This window comes from Jiangella mangrovi (assembly GCF_014204975.1).
In the GTDB taxonomy this organism is placed as follows: domain Bacteria; phylum Actinomycetota; class Actinomycetes; order Jiangellales; family Jiangellaceae; genus Jiangella; species Jiangella mangrovi.
The window spans coordinates 6,676,565-6,691,913 of the sequence record NZ_JACHMM010000001.1 but is presented as its reverse complement, the minus strand read 5'-3'; the positions used below and the strand labels follow the sequence as shown (position 1 = coordinate 6,691,913).

At 72.2% G+C, this 15,349-nt stretch carries 15 protein-coding genes and 1 tRNA gene; 8 read left to right on the top strand and 8 right to left on the bottom strand.

Going from position 1 to position 15,349, the window contains the following annotated elements; genetic code table 11:
- Nucleotides 1-3: 3 nt before the first annotated feature.
- The 4 genes from HD601_RS30905 to HD601_RS30890 all read right to left on the bottom strand — a co-directional run bounded on the left by HD601_RS30905 (nt 4) and on the right by HD601_RS30890 (nt 3,899).
- Nucleotides 4-249, bottom strand: coding sequence for an acyl carrier protein (locus tag HD601_RS30905; protein ID WP_116950160.1), 246 nt, complete (start codon nt 247-249; stop codon nt 4-6).
- 103 nt (nt 250-352) lie between these two features.
- The gene (locus HD601_RS30900) at nt 353-1,372 is read right to left on the bottom strand and encodes a beta-ketoacyl-ACP synthase III (protein ID WP_184828552.1); all 1,020 of its coding nucleotides are present in this window, start codon (nt 1,370-1,372) and stop codon (nt 353-355) included.
- Between the two features lie 2 nt (nt 1,373-1,374).
- Nucleotides 1,375-2,556, bottom strand: a complete 1,182-nt coding sequence (locus HD601_RS34405) for an acyltransferase domain-containing protein (RefSeq protein ID WP_184828550.1) — start codon at nt 2,554-2,556, stop codon at nt 1,375-1,377.
- A gap of 134 nt (nt 2,557-2,690) precedes the next feature.
- The gene (locus tag HD601_RS30890; RefSeq protein WP_184828548.1) at nt 2,691-3,899 is read right to left on the bottom strand and encodes a PucR family transcriptional regulator; all 1,209 of its coding nucleotides are present in this window, start codon (nt 3,897-3,899) and stop codon (nt 2,691-2,693) included.
- 135 nt (nt 3,900-4,034) lie between these two features.
- Between HD601_RS30890 and HD601_RS30885 the strand changes: the two genes are divergently transcribed.
- Nucleotides 4,035-4,517 (top strand): hypothetical protein, encoded by a 483-nt coding sequence (locus HD601_RS30885; protein ID WP_184828546.1) that lies wholly within the window; start codon nt 4,035-4,037, stop codon nt 4,515-4,517.
- Between the two features lie 7 nt (nt 4,518-4,524).
- Nucleotides 4,525-5,259: a pirin family protein gene (locus HD601_RS30880; protein WP_184828544.1), complete on the top strand. Its 735-nt coding sequence runs from the start codon at nt 4,525-4,527 to the stop codon at nt 5,257-5,259.
- Here HD601_RS30880 and HD601_RS30875 read toward each other — a convergent pair.
- From HD601_RS30875 to aceE, 3 genes are all read right to left on the bottom strand, one after another.
- Nucleotides 5,249-5,665, bottom strand: a complete 417-nt coding sequence (locus HD601_RS30875) for a collagen-like protein (protein WP_184828542.1) — start codon at nt 5,663-5,665, stop codon at nt 5,249-5,251. The two genes, HD601_RS30880 and HD601_RS30875, sit on opposite strands and share 11 nt — an antisense overlap.
- Nucleotides 5,662-6,168 carry a phage tail protein gene (locus tag HD601_RS30870; protein WP_184828540.1) on the bottom strand — a complete coding sequence of 169 codons (507 nt, stop codon included), beginning with the start codon at nt 6,166-6,168 and terminating at the stop codon, nt 5,662-5,664. The genes HD601_RS30875 and HD601_RS30870 overlap by 4 nt, the downstream gene beginning before the upstream one ends.
- A 124-nt stretch (nt 6,169-6,292) precedes the next feature.
- The gene (gene aceE, locus HD601_RS30865; RefSeq protein ID WP_184828538.1) at nt 6,293-9,040 is read right to left on the bottom strand and encodes a pyruvate dehydrogenase (acetyl-transferring), homodimeric type; all 2,748 of its coding nucleotides are present in this window, start codon (nt 9,038-9,040) and stop codon (nt 6,293-6,295) included.
- A gap of 273 nt (nt 9,041-9,313) precedes the next feature.
- Here aceE and HD601_RS30860 point away from each other — a divergent pair, with 273 nt between their 5' ends.
- From HD601_RS30860 to HD601_RS36145, 5 genes are all read left to right on the top strand, one after another.
- Entirely contained in the window at nt 9,314-9,748 is a 435-nt protein-coding gene (locus tag HD601_RS30860; protein WP_343076465.1) for a DUF3052 domain-containing protein, read from the top strand.
- On the top strand, nt 9,745-10,206 hold the full coding sequence (locus tag HD601_RS30855) for a redoxin domain-containing protein (protein WP_184828534.1): 462 nt from the start codon (nt 9,745-9,747) through the stop codon (nt 10,204-10,206). The genes HD601_RS30860 and HD601_RS30855 overlap by 4 nt, the downstream gene beginning before the upstream one ends.
- Nucleotides 10,207-10,332: 126 nt before the next feature.
- On the top strand, nt 10,333-10,734 hold the full coding sequence (locus HD601_RS30850; RefSeq protein WP_184828532.1) for a hypothetical protein: 402 nt from the start codon (nt 10,333-10,335) through the stop codon (nt 10,732-10,734).
- Nucleotides 10,735-10,790: 56 nt separating this feature from the next.
- A tRNA-Val gene (locus tag HD601_RS30845) sits at nt 10,791-10,862 on the top strand.
- 1,131 nt (nt 10,863-11,993) lie between these two features.
- Nucleotides 11,994-12,461, top strand: coding sequence for an amidohydrolase family protein (locus HD601_RS36145; RefSeq protein ID WP_221441458.1), 468 nt, complete (start codon nt 11,994-11,996; stop codon nt 12,459-12,461).
- Nucleotides 12,462-12,464: 3 nt separating this feature from the next.
- Here the strand turns inward: HD601_RS36145 and HD601_RS30835 are convergent, their stop codons facing one another.
- Nucleotides 12,465-12,926 (bottom strand): VOC family protein, encoded by a 462-nt coding sequence (locus HD601_RS30835; RefSeq protein WP_184828530.1) that lies wholly within the window; start codon nt 12,924-12,926, stop codon nt 12,465-12,467.
- A gap of 200 nt (nt 12,927-13,126) precedes the next feature.
- On the opposite strand from HD601_RS30835, the gene HD601_RS30830 reads away from it, so the two are divergent.
- Nucleotides 13,127-15,340: a DUF6351 family protein gene (locus tag HD601_RS30830; RefSeq protein WP_221441457.1), complete on the top strand. Its 2,214-nt coding sequence runs from the start codon at nt 13,127-13,129 to the stop codon at nt 15,338-15,340.
- Nucleotides 15,341-15,349 lie beyond the last annotated feature (9 nt).

Genomic DNA, 15,349 nt, shown 5'->3' with positions numbered 1-15,349 from the left:
AGATCAGGACCCTGCCTTCTCGATGAAGGTGACGGCGTCGCCGACGGTGGCCAGGTTCTTGACCTCCTCGTCGGGGATCTTCACGCCGAACTTCTCCTCGGCGGCGACGACCACCTCGACCATCGACAGGGAGTCGATGTCGAGGTCGTCGGTGAAGGACTTGCCGAGCTGGACGTCCTCGGCGGGAACGCCGGTGATCTCATTGACGATCTCGGCAAGACCCTCGCGGATCTCCTCGGTGCTGGCCATGTCTGTCGTTCTCCTCGTTGGGTTGTGATGATGCGCGTGACCGATCGTGGTCGGTGACGATCGTAGGTGCCCACACGTCGTCGGATGGGCACGTGGCGCTACGTCAGGGGATCCGGATCACCTGGCCGGCGTACACCAGCCCGGCGCCGAAGCCGATGATGAGGGCGAGGTCGCCGCTCTGTGCCTGGCCCGTCTCGAGCATGCGCTCGATGGCCAGCGGGATGGAGGCCGCCGACGTGTTGCCCTGCGTGGCGATGTCGCGGCCGATGGCCACCCGCTCGGGCAGCTTGAGCTGGCGGGCCATGGCGTCGGTGATGCGCATGTTCGCCTGGTGCGGCACGAAGACGTCGAGGTCGTCGACGGTGACGCCGGCGGCCGTGAGGGCCTCCTGCGCGACCTTCGCCATCTCGTACGACGCCCAGCGGAAGACCGGGTTGCCCTCCATGACCAGGTGCGGCATGGCCGGGCCGGTCTCGCTGAACAGGGCGTCGCGCCAGTCTTCCTTCTGCTTGATGAGGTCGAGGTGCTCGCCGTCGGAGCCCCAGACGACGGGGCCGATGCCGGCCTCGTCCGGTCCGGCGGCGGGCCCCACGACGGCCGCGCCGGCGCCGTCGGCGAACAGGAACGCCGTCGACCGGTCGGTCTTGTCGGTGAGGTCGGAGAGCCGCTCGACGCCGATGACGACGACGTGGCGGGCGGTGCCCACGCGGACCATGTCCGACGCGAGCGACAGGCCGTAGCAGAACCCGGCGCACGCGGCGGAGACGTCGAACGCGGCGGCCCGGTTGGTGCCCAGCTTGTGCGCGATCTCGGCCGCGGCCGACGGCGTCTGGTACAGGTGCGTGACCGTCGAGACGATGACGCAGTCGACCTGCTCGGGCTGGATGCCGGCGTCGGCCAGCGCCTTCTGCGCGGCGGCCAGGCTCATGGCGACGACGGTCTCCTCGTCGTTCGCCCAGCGGCGGCTCTCGATGCCGGAGCGGGTCCGGATCCACTCGTCGGAGGAGTCGATCTGGTCGACGATCTCGGCGTTGGTGACCACCCGGCTCGGCCGGTAGCCGCCGATGCCGAGGATCCGCGACGAGCGCGGCTCGCGCGCGACCTGGATCGTGACTGTGCTCATGCTCACGCCACCGCCTCAGGATGCAGCCGGACCAAGGGCTGGCCCGGGGCGACCGGGTCGCCGTCTTCGACGAGCCACTCGATGATGGTGCCGCCATGCCCCGCCGTGACCTGCAGCGAGTCGCGCAGCGAGCCGACGGTGCCGATGGTGTCGCCCGCGGCCAGCCGGTCGCCCACCTTGGCGCCGGCGGCGGTGAACGTGCCCTTGATGGGCGCGACGACCAGGCGCCAGGTCGGGTTGGTGGTCAGCTGACTGGGCTGGCCGTGCTTCTCGACGAACGCGCGGGCGTCGTCGAGCTGGTCGGGGGTCTTCAGCGCGAACGTCTCGACGCCGGGCAGCGCGCGCTTGACCAGGCCCGTCAGCGTGCCGGCCGGCGGCACCTCGAGCACGCCGGTGACGCCGAGGTCGGCCATGGTCTGCATGCACAGGTCCCAGCGGACCGGGTTGGACACCTGGTCGACCAGGCGGTCGAGCACCTGGCGGCCGTCGTGCACGACCTGACCGTCGCGGTTGGACAGCAGCAGCGTGCGCGGGTCGTGGGTGCTGATGGACTGCCCGTAGTGCCGCAGCCGCTTGACCGCCGTCGCCATGTGCGTGGTGTGGAACGCCCCCGCGACCGACAGCGCCCGCAGCCGCGCGCCCGCCGGCGCGTCGGCGGCCAGCGCCTCGAGCTGCGCGACGGTGCCGGCGGCGACCACCTGGCCGGCGCCGTTGACGTTGGCCGGGGTGAGGCCGTGGCGCTCGAGCGTCGCCAGGACGTCGTCGGCGTCGCCGCCGAGCACGGCGGTCATGCCGGTGGACTCCTTGGCGGCCGCCTCGGCCATGCCCTTGCCGCGCTCGCGGACGAAGACCATGGCCTGCTCGGCGGTGATGACGCGCGCGCCGGCGGCGGCCGTGATCTCGCCGACGCTGTGCCCGGCCACCGCGCCCACCGTCGTGAAGGCGTCGGCGGGGTGCGGGAACAGCGCGAGCGCGGCGACCAGACCCGAGGCCACCAGCAGCGGCTGGGCGATCGCGGTGTCGCGGATGGTCTCGGCGTCGGCCTCGGTGCCGTAGTGGGCCAGATCGAGCCCGGCGACGGCGGAGAGCCAGTCGATCCGAGCGGCGAAGGACGGCTCCTCGAGCCATGGCGCGAGGAAGCCGGGCGACTGGGACCCCTGACCCGGGGCGACGATCACAAGCACCCTTCAAGCCTCGCGGCTACCCGGCCGTAGAAGGGGTCGGCCGCAGTCACAAGGTCGTCCCACTAAGTTTGGTCGTTTCCCACAACCACGGTTGCGGGGCGATTGACCGCGTCACGTCTGGGTAACAGGGGCAGTCACTCGATGACCGGCGGGTTCATCCTTCCGAGCGACAGGGCGAGGCGCAGGGTGTAGGAGTCGCGGGGGTCCGTCGGGGTGAGCCCGACCACGTCCGAGACCCGCCGCAGCCGGTACCGGACGGTGTTCGGGTGCACGAACAGCAGCCGGGCCGCGGCCTCGACCGACGCGCCGGTCTCGAGGTAGGCGGCCAGCGTCTCGAGGATGACCGGGCCGGCCTCGGCGATCGGCACGTACAGCTCGGTGACGAGGTCGTGCAGCGCCTCCTGGTCGCCGGACAGCGCCCGCTCGGGCAGCAGCGCGCTCGCCGCGACCGGGCGCGGGGAGTCGGGCCACCCCGCGGCGGCCAGCAGCCCGGACACCGCGGGCCGGGCCGACGCCGCCGCCGACACCAGGTCGGGCACCAGCGGCCCGACGACGACCGGTCCCGGCCCGAAGTGGGTGACGATGGCCGTGGCCGCCTGCGCCGGGTCCTCGACCCGCCCGAGCACCGCAACCAGCCGGTCGCCCTGGCCGCCGGTGAGCACGTCGTACCCCGCGTGCCGGGCGGAGCGGCGGATCTCGTCCGCCGACGCGCCGTCGTCGGTGCGTGGACGGCCGATGATGACGGCGACGCCGCTGGCCGCCGTCCAGCCCAGTGCGGACGCGCGCGACCGGACGTCCTCGTCGACCTCGCCGCGCAGCAGCGAGTCGACCACCGTCGCCTCGAGCCGGGCGTCCCACGAGCCGCGCGCCTCGGCATAGCGCGCGTACACGTGTGCCGCGGAGAACGCGACCTCGCGCGAGTAGCGCAGCACGCCCTCGGTGACGTCGCGCGCGTCCTCGGGCCCGACGACCTCCTCGACGCTGTCCTCGACCACCTCGATGGCGACCCGCACCACCTCGACGGTCTGCTGCAGGCTGATGGAGCGGATGAGGTCGCGCGGCGCGGTACCGAACACGTCGGCCGTCGGCGTGGGCCGCGACTCGTTCGCGCTGCGGTACCAGTCGACGAACGCCGCGATGCCGGCCTGGATCACCAGGCCCACCCACGACCGCTGCTCCGCGGGCATGGCGCGGTACCAGCTGAGCGTCTCTTCCATGCGGGCGATGGCCGCGGTCGCGAGCCGGCCGGTGGCCCGCTCCAGCAGGTGCACCGTGTGCTCGTGCCCGCTGCCGCCGAAGGTGCCGGGAGCCGCCGGCAGATCGGCGTCGGAGGAAGGCCGCATGCTCGGCAGCGTACGCGGCCGGGGTCGCCCGACGGTCGACCAGGGCGGTCGGAGTTGTGGTGAACGGACAATCCCGGCGCTCGGCGGCCGGTGCGGCGCCGGGTACCGCTCCCGCCTGCCGATAGGCTCCGGGGCATGTCGACACCGACTTCGCCGGGGAGCGGCGCCCCGACCGACGATCTCGGCCGCGCGCTGCGGTTGGTGAGTCTCGCCATGCTCGGCGGCGTGGCGATCATCGCGGCCATCACGGTGGCCACCATCGGCGACTCGCCCGGATCCGGCGTCGACGCGTTCGGGGCGATCGTGGTGAGCGTCGTGTTCGTGGCCGCCGCGTTCCTGATCCCGCGGCGCATGATCAAGCCGTGGCCTCCCGGCTCCGCGCCCGACCCGACGAAGGCGGCCGGGCAGCTGCGCAGCGCGGCCTTCCTCAGCCTGGTCCTCGCCGAGCTGCCGACGCTGATCGGGCTGGTCAACTCCTTCGCCCGCGGCGTGTGGCTGCCCGTGGTCATCGGCGCGCTGTTCAGCGTGGCCGGGCTGCTGCTGACGGCGCCGACGGCGGACCGGCTGCGGGGCTGGCTGGCGCGGCTGGAGTCCGCCGGAGCGCGCACCGGGCTGTGACCGGGCGGTGAGCGCCGATGTCCGGCGGGCCGGCGACCGGTTCGTCACGCCCGGCGACGGCGTGGTGTCGCGGCACTCGTTCTCGTTCGGGCCGCACTACGACCCCGGCAACGTCGGGTTCGGGCTGCTGGTCGTGGCCAACGACGACGTCGCCTCGGCCGGCGGCGGCTACGCGACCCACCCGCACCGCGACGTCGAGATCGTCACCTGGGTGCTGGCCGGCGCGCTGGCGCACCAGGACACCGCCGGGCACGGCGGCGAGCTGGTACCCGGCGTGGCGCAGCGGATGAGCGCCGGCCGCGGCGTGCGGCACTCCGAGCTGGCCGCCGGCGCCGGGGCGCGGTTCGTGCAGATGTGGCTGCCGCCGACGACGGCCGGTGCGGACCCGTCGTACGGGCAGGCCGACGTGACGGCGGACCTGGCCGGCGGCGGCCTGGTGCCCGTGGTGAGCGGCCTGCGACGACACGCTCACGCCGTCGCCGTCGGGCTGGGACAGGACGCCGCCGCCCTGCACGTGGGCCGGCTGCGCGCCGGGGAGCGGGTGACGCTGCCGTCGGCGCCCTTCGTGCACGTCTACGTGGCCGCCGGCGCCGTCGATGTCGAGACCGTGGGGCCGCTGGCCGAGGGCGAGGCCGTCCGGTTCACCGACGAGGGCGGCCGGACGGTGACGGCCGCGGCCGGCGGCGCCGAGCTCTTGGTGTGGGAGATGCACGGCGCCGCCGGCCGGCCCGTCAGGGCGTGAGCGCCTCGGCGACGCACTCGCCGATGGTCTGCTCCGCCAGGCGGCTGTAGCACCAGCTGACCAGGGCGTCGCCGGTGAGCGTGCCGCCCGGCGTCCCCGGTTCGCCCTGCGGCCCGGGCTCGCCCTGCGGCCCGGGCTCACCCTGGGGACCGGGCTCGCCCTGCGGGCCGGTGGCGCCGGGTGGCCCGGCCGGACCCTGCCGGTTCCAGCTCACCGGGTCCTCGGTGCGCCGGCAGTCGTCCGGCCCGTCGACGATGCGCACGTTCCCGGCGCCCAGGCCGAGCAGGCCGCGGCTCACGCACGCGTGGATGACGTCGTCGGACGTGGTCGCGGCCAGGACCGCGACCGTGCCGCCGCTGACGATCACCGCGGTCGTCCCGGCCACGGCGAGCAGGCGGCGGTTCACGAGGCCCGCTCCATGTGGTCGGAGACGATGGTGACGACCTCGAGGAGCCGGCCACTGCCGTCGCCGGCGTCGATGTAGGTGAGCTCGCTGGGCCAGGCGTTGACGTAGAGGAACTCGGCGACCGGCTCACCGGCCTGGTCGAAGAGCCAGACCGAGATGTCCTTGCGGGCGCTGGCGATGCCGGCGAGCGAGGCCTCCTGCCACTCCTCGAGCGTCTCGTCGTCGCTCACCGCCCGGCTGCAGACGAGGTCGAGGACCCGAGGCTCGCCGGGCACCTTTCTCGTCACGGCCTCACCGCCCGGGCCGGTCTCCTGGTGTTCGACGACCTCGGTCGCCACACCGAAGCCGACGCACTGCTGCATGGTCAGGCGGACGCCGTCGATCTCGAGCGCGTAGACGGCAGACGTCGGGACGGACTGGGCGACGCTGGGTGCGGACGTGCTCAGGACCAGGGCCGCCGCGGCTGCGACGGCGGCCCCGGCGACCGGTGTTCTCTTGCGCATGGCAAACCCCCTCGGATGGACCGGTGCTCCGTCGCGGTCGCGACGGAGCAGCGGATCCAAGCCAAGCGGGTCGATCTTGGCAATGGGGGAGTTTTGCCGATTATTCGGTGCGAATGCACCTGGACTACGACTCGCCGCCCGCCTCCTCGGCGGTGGTGGCCTTGACGTCGTCGAGCTTGTAGCGGTCGTGCGCCTGCTTGACCGTCTCCCAGGGCAGTTCGCCGCGCCGGGCCAGCAGCGTCAGCACGCTGATGACGATGGACTGGGCGTCGACCTTGAAGTGCCGCCGCAGTGCTGCCCGGGTGTCGGACAGCCCGAACCCGTCGGTGCCCAGCGAGGTGTAGTCGGTGGGGACGTACGGTGCGATCTGGTCCTGAACCGCGCGCAGGTAGTCGCTGACGCCGACGACGGGGCCGCGGGCCTCGCGCAGCCGCTGGGTGACGTACGGGACGTGGGCGTCCTCGCCCGGGTGCATGAGGTTCCACTCGTCGGCGGCCAGGCCGTCGCGGCGCAGCTCGTTCCAGGAGGTGACCGACCAGACGTCGGCCGCGACCTGCCACTCGTCGGCCAGCCGCTGCTGCGCCTCGAGCGCCCAGTTCATGCCGACGCCGGAGGCGAGGATCTGCGCGTGCGGGACGTTGTCGCCGGGCGCGGTCTCCATGGGCTGGTAGAGGTACATGCCCCTGAGCAGGCCGTCGACGTCGAGGTTGTCGGGCTCGGCCGGCTGTACGTACGGCTCGTTGTAGATGGTGAGGTAGTAGAAGACGTTCTCGGAGTCCTCGCCGTACATGCGCCGCAGGCCGTCGCGGATGATGTGGCCGATCTCGAAGGCGTAGGCGGGGTCGTAGTGCACGACGGCCGGGTTCGTCGACGCGAGCAGCACCGAGTGGCCGTCCTCGTGCTGCAGGCCCTCGCCGTTGAGCGTGGTGCGACCGGCGGTGGCGCCGAGGACGAAGCCGCGGGCCAGCTGGTCGGCGGCGGCCCAGAAGCCGTCGCCGGTGCGCTGGAAGCCGAACATCGAGTAGAAGATGTACAGCGGGATCATCGGCTGGCCGTGGGTGGCGTACGACGTGGCCGCCGCCGTCCACGACGCCACCGAGCCGGCCTCGTTGATGCCCTCGTGCAGGATCTGCCCGTCCTTGGACTCCTTGTAGGACAGGAACAGCTCGCGGTCGACGGGCGTGTAGTTCTGCCCGTGCGGCGAGTAGATCTTCAGCGTCGGGAACAGGGAGTCCATGCCGAACGTGCGGGCCTCGTCGGGGATGACGGGGACCAGCCGCTTGCCGATCTCGGGGTCCTTGAGCAGGTCCTTGACCAGCCGGACCAGCGCCATGGTCGTGGCCACCGCCTGCTTGCCGGAGCCGCGCTTGGCCACCTCGTAGACCTTGTCGCCCGGCAGCACCAGCGGCTTCGCCGGGGTGCGGCGGTCGGGCAGGAAGCCGCCCAGCTTCTGCCGCCGCTCCATCATGTAGGCGTGCTCGTCGGAGTCCTGGCCCGGGTGGAAGTACGGCGGGTTGTACACGTCCTCGAGCGCGGAGTCGGGGATCTCCATGAACAGGCGGTCGCGGAAGAGCTTGAGGTCGTCGCCGGTCAGCTTCTTCATCTGGTGGGTGGCGTTGCGAGCCTCGAAGTGCGAGCCGAGCGTCCAGCCCTTGATGGTCTTGGCGAGGATGACCGTCGGCTGGCCGGTGTGCTCCGTGGCCGCCTTGTACGCCGCGTAGAGCTTGCGGTAGTCGTGCCCGCCGCGCTTGAGCCCCCAGATCTCGTCGTCGGACATGTCCTCGACCATCTTGCGGGTGCGGGGGTCGCGGCCGAAGAAGTGCTCGCGGACGTATGCGCCGGACTCGGCCTTGTACGTCTGATAGTCGCCGTCGGGCGTGACGTTCATGAGGTTGACCAGCGCGCCGTCGGTGTCGGCGGCCAGCAGTGGGTCCCACTCGCGGCCCCAGATGACCTTGATGACGTTCCAACCGGCGCCGCGGAACAGCGCCTCCATCTCCTGGATGATCTTGCCGTTGCCGCGCACCGGGCCGTCGAGGCGCTGCAGGTTGCAGTTGACGACGAAGGTGAGGTTGTCGAGCTCTTCGCGGGCGGCGACGCCGATGGCGCCGATGGTCTCGGGCTCGTCCATCTCGCCGTCGCCGAGGAACGCCCAGACGTGCTGCTGGCTGGTGTCCTTGATGCCGCGGTGGTGCAGGTAGCGGTTGAACCGGGCCTGGTAGATGGCGTTCAGCGGGCCCAGGCCCATGGACACCGTCGGGAACTCCCAGAAGTCCGGCATCAGCCGCGGGTGGGGGTACGACGGCAGTCCGCCGCCCAGCCCGGCGTGCGAGAGCTCCTGCCGGAAGCCGTCGAGCTGGCTCTCGGAGAGCCGGCCCTCGAGGTAGGCGCGCGCGTACATGCCGGGGGAGGCGTGTCCCTGGAAGTAGATCTGGTCGCCGCCGCCGGCGTGGTCCTTGCCGCGGAAGAAGTGGTTGAACCCGACCTCGTACAGCGCCGCCGACGACGCGTAGGTGGAGATGTGGCCGCCGACGCCCACGCCCGGCCGCTGGGCGCGTTGCACCATCATGGCCGCGTTCCAGCGGGTGTAGGCCCGGATGCGCCGTTCGACGAACTCGTCGCCGGGGAACCAGGGCTCGGCCTCGGGCGGGATGGTGTTGATGTAGTCGGTGTTGCGCAGGCTCGGGACGCCGACCTGCCGCTCCTGGGCGCGCTGCAGCAGGGCCAGCATCAGATAGCGGGCCCGATGGCGTCCGCGCTGGTCGATGGCGGCATCGAGCGACTCCAGCCACTCCCTGGTCTCGTCCGCGTCGATGTCGGGGAGCTGGCTCGGAAGGCCGTTGATGATGATCGGCGAGCGGTCGGCAGCCACGACTGTCCCTTCGTGGTCTCATATGACGCCGATGAGCGTCGGGGGATGTTCGGGGTCTCTGGTTCCTATCCTGCTCGCTCGGGCGCCGTACGTCACATTCGGACCCGCGCACATCTTTCCAAGAGCGCTGAGCAGGGGCACCATAGGCGCGTTCGGGTGAGCGTGTCAGGCTTGGTCTGGCGGGTTCACTTGCGCAAGCGCGCGTCCTTGGGTGGACTACAGCAAACACGGTACGCACCGAGCGTGCCGCGACGACTGCGAGGAGGACGATCGGTGGGCCAGATCGCGGGCCACTCGGACCAGCACGACGGGCCGGCGGCCAAGCTCGGCTTCCGCCCCAACCAGGTGGTCTTGGAGCTCGGCTGGGACGAGGACTGCGATGACGATCTCCGTATCGACATCGAGGAAGTCACCGGCAACGAGCTGCTCGACGGCGAGTCGGGCGAGGTGGCCGACGTGGTGCTGCAGTGGTGGCGCGAGGACGACGGCGACCTCACCGACGCCCTCATCGGCGCGACCACCGACCTCGCCCCCGGCGGCGTCGTCTGGCTGCTGACGCCCAAGGTGGGCCGCGACGGTGCCGTCGAGGCCAGCGACATCGCCGACGCCGCCCTGACCGCCGGCCTGGCGACCACGTCCACCGTCTCGGCGGCCGAGGACTGGTCGGGCACCAAGCTCGTCGCCCCCAAGGGGTCGGCCCGCAAGTGAGCCTGGTCGGTGCCCCGGCACCGGACTTCGAACTGCCGGACCAGCACGGTTCGGCAGTCCGGCTCTCCTCGCTGCGCGGACGTCCCGTCGTCCTGGCGTTCTTCCCGTTCGCGTTCACCGGCGTGTGCACGGGCGAGCTGACCGCCATCCGCGACTCGCTGATCCCGGCCGTCGCCCCGTCGGTGCGGGTCCTCGCCGTGTCGTGCGACTCGATGTTCGCGCTGCGGGTGTTCGCCGACACGACGGGGCTCGACTTCCCGCTCTTGTCCGACTTCTGGCCACATGGGGCGGTTGCCTCGGCGTACGGTGTGTTCGATCACGAACGCGGCTGTGCCGTTCGAGGTACCTTCGTAGTGGACGCAGGGGGGACCGTTCGCTGGGACGTCGTCAACGCGCTTCCCGACGCCAGGGACGCCGACGACTACCGGCGCGTGCTGAGCTCGCTCGGCGCGGCCTGACGGTCCGGGCACCCTGCGGCGTCCGCGTGCCGTCGACCAGTAGCAGAGCAGGAAGGGAGCTCGCTCGTGCCGTGCTACCGCTGTGGAGCCCGCCAGTCCGACCCTGCCCGGGGGACGAACCTGTGGGTGCGCGGGGTCCGCGCCGATGAGCAGGTGCTGATCTGCCCCGACTGCCAGCAGAACAAGGGCTGGTCCTCCGACCTCGACCGCTGCACGGTCTGCGGCGCCACCACCCTCGTGCGCCGCCTGGGCCACACGGTGTGCCGCTCCTGCGAGGCGTCGGCCACGGCCGAGTTCCTCGCCGTCGAGACCACCATGGACCGCGGCTTCGCCATCCGCATGCCCGGCCCCGGCCGGCACCGTCGCACCGACAGCCGCGACCTCTCCGCCGACGTCGCCAGCGCCATCGACCGCGTGCTGGGGCGCGCACCGGCCCGGCCGACCCGCTCGGCCATCGCCGACGCCCTCGACACACCCGAGGTCAACACCCAGGAACAGGAGAAGGTCCCGCCCGACGGAGCCGCCTGACGTCGATTTACGGGTCGGGCGGATCTCTCGATACCCTGAGCCTTCGCACGGCGACGGGGCGCATAGCTCAGCGGTAGAGCACTGGTCTTACAAACCAGGGGTCGTAGGTTCGAACCCTACTGCGCCCACTTTCCGTTTCGACGGCCCTGATTGCAACGAGCGCCGGCCGCTCTTGCGGCCGGCGGCGTGACCCGTGATCATGCCGGGAGTCAGCTCTCGGGAGGAGATCACTGTGGGTGACGTGGACCGCCGGACCCTGCTCGCGTGGCTGGGCGGAACCGCCCTCGGCGCCGGGGTGACCGGCTGGCCGGGACTGCGGTCCGCGGCGGCGGCCGAGGCCGCCATGCCCGCCGGGGCCGGCGCGGGAGTGACGGTCCTGACCGGCGCGACGCTGGTCGACGGCACCGGCTCGGGTCCGCGGCGGGCGACGGTGGTCCTGGCGGGCGAGCGGATCCTCGCCGTCGGGCGTGGCACGGACGTGCCCGAGATCGCCGGTGTACGGGTCGTCGACCTGGGCGGGAAGTTCCTGGTCCCCGGCCTGTGGGATCTGCACACCCACAGTGCCGAGGTTGCGGACACGTTCCCGCCCATGCACCTGGTGTACGGCGTCACCGGCATCCGCGAGATGCGTGGGTCGGCCGAGACGCACGAGGTGTGGCGGCGGGTCCGGCGCGGCGACCTCGACGGACCGTCCATGGTCATCGCCAGCAAGGTCCTCGACGGGCCGGACTCGCGCAACCCGTTCAGCGTCCCCATCGTGACCGCGGCCGACGCGCGCAGGGCCGTGCACGAGGCGCGGGCCGAAGGCGCCGACGTCGTCAAGGTGTACTCGTTCATGGACCGCCCCACGCACGCCGCGATCGCCCGCGAGGCCGCCCGCGTGGGGCTGCGCATCGCCGGGCACAGCCCGTCGCCCATCTCGGTGCAGGACGTCGTCGCCGCCGGGCAGCTCTCGATCGAGCACAACTACGGCATGCACCTGTCGACGTCGACGCGCCGCGACGAGTACTTCGCCCGGCTCGAGGCGATGCCCGACGACGCGGACGACCCGAACTGGTGGGGCTGGCAGGCCTCGCAGCTCGAGCGCGAGGCGTTCCGCACCTACAGCCCGGACCACGCCGCCGAGCTGGGCACCCTGCTGGCCGAGCACGGCGCCTGGCACGTCCCCACGCTCGCGGTGGAGTCGTCCATCTCGATCCACCCGTCGAAGCACCTCGACGACCCCGAGCGGGTCGCGCTCATGGAGCGGTTCATGCCGCGTGCCCTGCGCGAGGAGTGGCTGGCCTGGATCGAGGCGTGGCCGGCCTGGACGCCCGAGCGCGAGGCCCTGGAGCTGGAGTACTTCGACGCGAAGCTGCGGCTGGCCGGCGACCTGGCCGCCGCGGGGCGGGAACGTCGGCGCGGGCACCGACTGCGGCACCCCGTTCGTCTTCCCCGGCCTGGCCGTGCACGACGAGCTGGAGCTGCTGGTGCGGGCCGGACTGTCGCCGATGCGCGCCCTGCAGGCCGCCACCCGCGACGCGGCGCGCTGTGCCGAGCAAGAGGACGTGGCCGGCACCGTCACCGCGGGCCGGCGCGCCGATCTGCTCGTGCTCGACGCCGACCCGCTGGCCGACATCCGCAACACCCGGCGCATCCACGCCGTCGTCGCGCGTGGCCGGTACCTGGGTCCCGGCCAGCGGCAGCGGATCTTCGACCAGCTGGAGCAGGCCGCCCAGGAGGCCTGACCGTCAGTCGAGGCAGAACTCGTTGCCCTCGGGGTCGGTCATGACGATGAAGCCGCCGCTCCACGGCTCGTCGGGATCGTGCCTGCGGACCCGGGCCGCTCCCAGGGCGACCAGCCGGTCGCACTCGGCCTCCAGCGCCGCCATGCGCTCGTCGCCCTTCAGGCCGGGTGCCGCGCGGACGTCGAGGTGGACGCGGTTCTTGGCGACCTTGTCCTCCGGGACCTGCTGGAAGAACAGCCGCGGACCGTCGCCGTCGGGATCCTCGATGGCCGAGCGCGAGTTCCACTGGTCCTCGGGCACGCCGATGCGGGCGAGGAACTCGTCCCAGGCGGCGAGCGGGTCGGCACCGTCGGGCAGATCGGCGCCCGGCGGGGCGGGGTGGACGTAGCCCAGGACGTCGCGCCAGAACGACGACAGCGCCCCCGGGTCGTGGGCGTCGAAGGTGACCTGGATCTGTCGGCTCATCGGCCGCTCCGTTCGTCTCGCCGGTGGATGCGGAACCCAGCCTGGCACGCCTGGCGGACAGGATCGGTCCGCTATCGCCGGCCGGAATGTCAGCGGAATGTCAGAGGACTCTGAACTCGTGCCGCCGCCCCTGGCGACGGGGCCGCTGATCACGCCACGGTCGTGGGCAACCCCGCAGTCCGGCGACGAGGAGGTTGCTCATGGTGCTCTGGGACCGGCCCACCAGGACACGTCGAGGGCGGCGGGGAGGTGTGCTCGCCGCCGCTGCCGCCGTGGCGGTGATCGTCCCCCTGACAGCGGCGACGACGGCGCCAGCGGCCACCCCCGCGGCAGACGCGGCCCGCCCCGGCCCCGTCGAGATCAGCGTGCTGTCGGGACGCCCGGACACGGTGACCGGCGGCGACGCGCTGGTGCGCATCGAGGTGCCGGTGAACGTGCCGCCGCATCGGGTGCGGGTAGCGGCCGACGGCGTCGACGTCACCGCGGCCTTCACCGTCGACCGCACGAGCCGAACCCTCACCGGGCTGGTCACCGGGCTGCCCGAGGGGACCAGCAGCATCACGACCTCCGGGCCGTCGGCGCGCGCCGAGGCGGAACTGACCGTCACCAACCACCCGATCACCGGGCCGGTCTTCTCCGGGCCGCACCAGCAGCCGTTCGTCTGCGAGACCGCCTCGTTCGGCGTGCCGGTGATCGGCGGGAACCTCGGCCAGCCGCTCGACGCGGACTGCTCGATCGCCGACCGGGTCGACTACTTCTACCGGACGACGGCGAACACGTTCGCGCCGTGGCCCGCCGGCGCCACCGACTACCCGGCGAACCTGGCCACGACCACCACCTCGACCGGCGAGACGACGCCGTTCATCGTGCGCATGGAGACCGGGACGGTCAACCGGGCGATCTTCCAGACGACGGTCCTGCATGACCCGCTCACCGAGGACGCCCCGGCCCCGACCGGCGCCGCACGACCCGAGGCCTGGAACGGCGGCGCCATCTACACCCTCGGTGGCGGCTGCACCGGCGGCTGGTACCGGCAGGGCAACTCCACCGGCGGCGTGACCGACGCGTTCATGCTCGGCCAGGGCTACGCGGTGCTGTCGTCGTCGCTGAACGTGTTCGGCAACAACTGCTCGGACCTGACGGCGGCAGAGTCGGCCATGATGGTCCGCGAGGAGTTCACCGAGCGCTACGGCCGCCCCGACCACGTCATCGGGTTCGGCTGCAGCGGCGGCTCCTACCAGGGCCACCAGATCAGCGACAACTACCCCGGCATCTTCGACGGCATCGTCGTCGGCTGCTCGTTCCCGGAGGTCGGCTTCGGGACGGTGCAGTTCATCACCGACGCGTGGCTGCTCGATACCTACTTCACGACCGACGCCGGAGTGGCGTGGACGGCTGAGCAGCGGCGCGCCGTCACCGGATTCGCCACCTACGCCACGGCGCCGAACGTCGCCAACGGCGCCCGGCGCATCGATCCGCGGGTGTTCTGCGGCGTCGTGCCGCCCGCTCAGCGCTACCACCCGCAGACCAACCCCGGCGGCGCCCGCTGCGACGTCTTCGACCACACGGTCAACGTCTACGGCACCGACCCGGCGACGGGGTTCGCGCGGCGCCCGCTGGACAACGTCGGCATCCAGTACGGCCTGACGACGCTGAACGACGGCACCATCACGGCGGAGCAGTTCCTCGACCTCAACGAGCGGGTCGGCGGGTTCGACGACGACGCCAACGTCGTCGCGGCCCGCACCGAGGGCGACACCGATGCGATCCGGGCCGCCTACCGGTCCGGCCGGCTGACCAACGGCGGCGGCGGGCTGGCCGACATCCCGATCATCGACTACCGCGCCTACTACGACGACGTGGCCAGCGGCGACATCCACGTCCGCTACCACACGTTCTCGATGCGGGAGCGGCTGCTGAAGGCCAATGGCACCGCCGCGAACCACGTCAGCCTGCTCGAGGACGCCCGCTACGGCCTGTTCAGCACCGCCAGCCCGCTGCTGCGCCACGCCGTCACGCAGATGGACCAGTGGCTGCGGACCATCGCCGCCGACGACTCCGACGCCGAGCCCATCGACAAGATCGTGGCGGCCCGGCCCGAGGCCCTGATCGAGGGCTGCAACACCCGCGACGCGTCGGCCGCGTTCCTGGCCCAGCCGCTGGACCGCGACCCCGGCAGCGAGTGCGAGCAGCTCTATCCGTCGGCGTCGTTCCCGCGCGAGGTCGCCGGCGAGAGCATCGCGGCCGACGTCGTGAAGTGCCGGCTGAAGGACCCCGAGCGCGACGACTACGCCGTCACGTTCACCGACGAGCAGTGGCAGCGCCTGACGACGATCTTCGCCGGCGGCGTCTGCGACTACACGAGGCCGGGGGTGGAGCAGCAGGGCCTGGCCGGCACCTGGCTGCGCTTCTGACCAACCATC

Excerpts from the sequence above, each read along its gene's own strand:
- HD601_RS30905 (WP_116950160.1), bottom strand. The coding sequence starts at position 249 with ATGGCCAGCACCGAGGAGATCCGCGAGGGTCTTGCCGAGATCGTCAAT.
- HD601_RS30900 (WP_184828552.1), bottom strand. The coding sequence starts at position 1,372 with ATGAGCACAGTCACGATCCAGGTCGCGCGCGAGCCGCGCTCGTCGCGG.
- HD601_RS30890 (WP_184828548.1), bottom strand. The coding sequence starts at position 3,899 with ATGCGGCCTTCCTCCGACGCCGATCTGCCGGCGGCTCCCGGCACCTTC.
- HD601_RS30885 (WP_184828546.1), top strand. The coding sequence starts at position 4,035 with ATGTCGACACCGACTTCGCCGGGGAGCGGCGCCCCGACCGACGATCTC.
- HD601_RS30870 (WP_184828540.1), bottom strand. The coding sequence starts at position 6,168 with ATGCGCAAGAGAACACCGGTCGCCGGGGCCGCCGTCGCAGCCGCGGCG.
- HD601_RS30835 (WP_184828530.1), bottom strand. The coding sequence starts at position 12,926 with ATGAGCCGACAGATCCAGGTCACCTTCGACGCCCACGACCCGGGGGCG.
- HD601_RS30830 (WP_221441457.1), top strand. The coding sequence starts at position 13,127 with ATGGTGCTCTGGGACCGGCCCACCAGGACACGTCGAGGGCGGCGGGGA.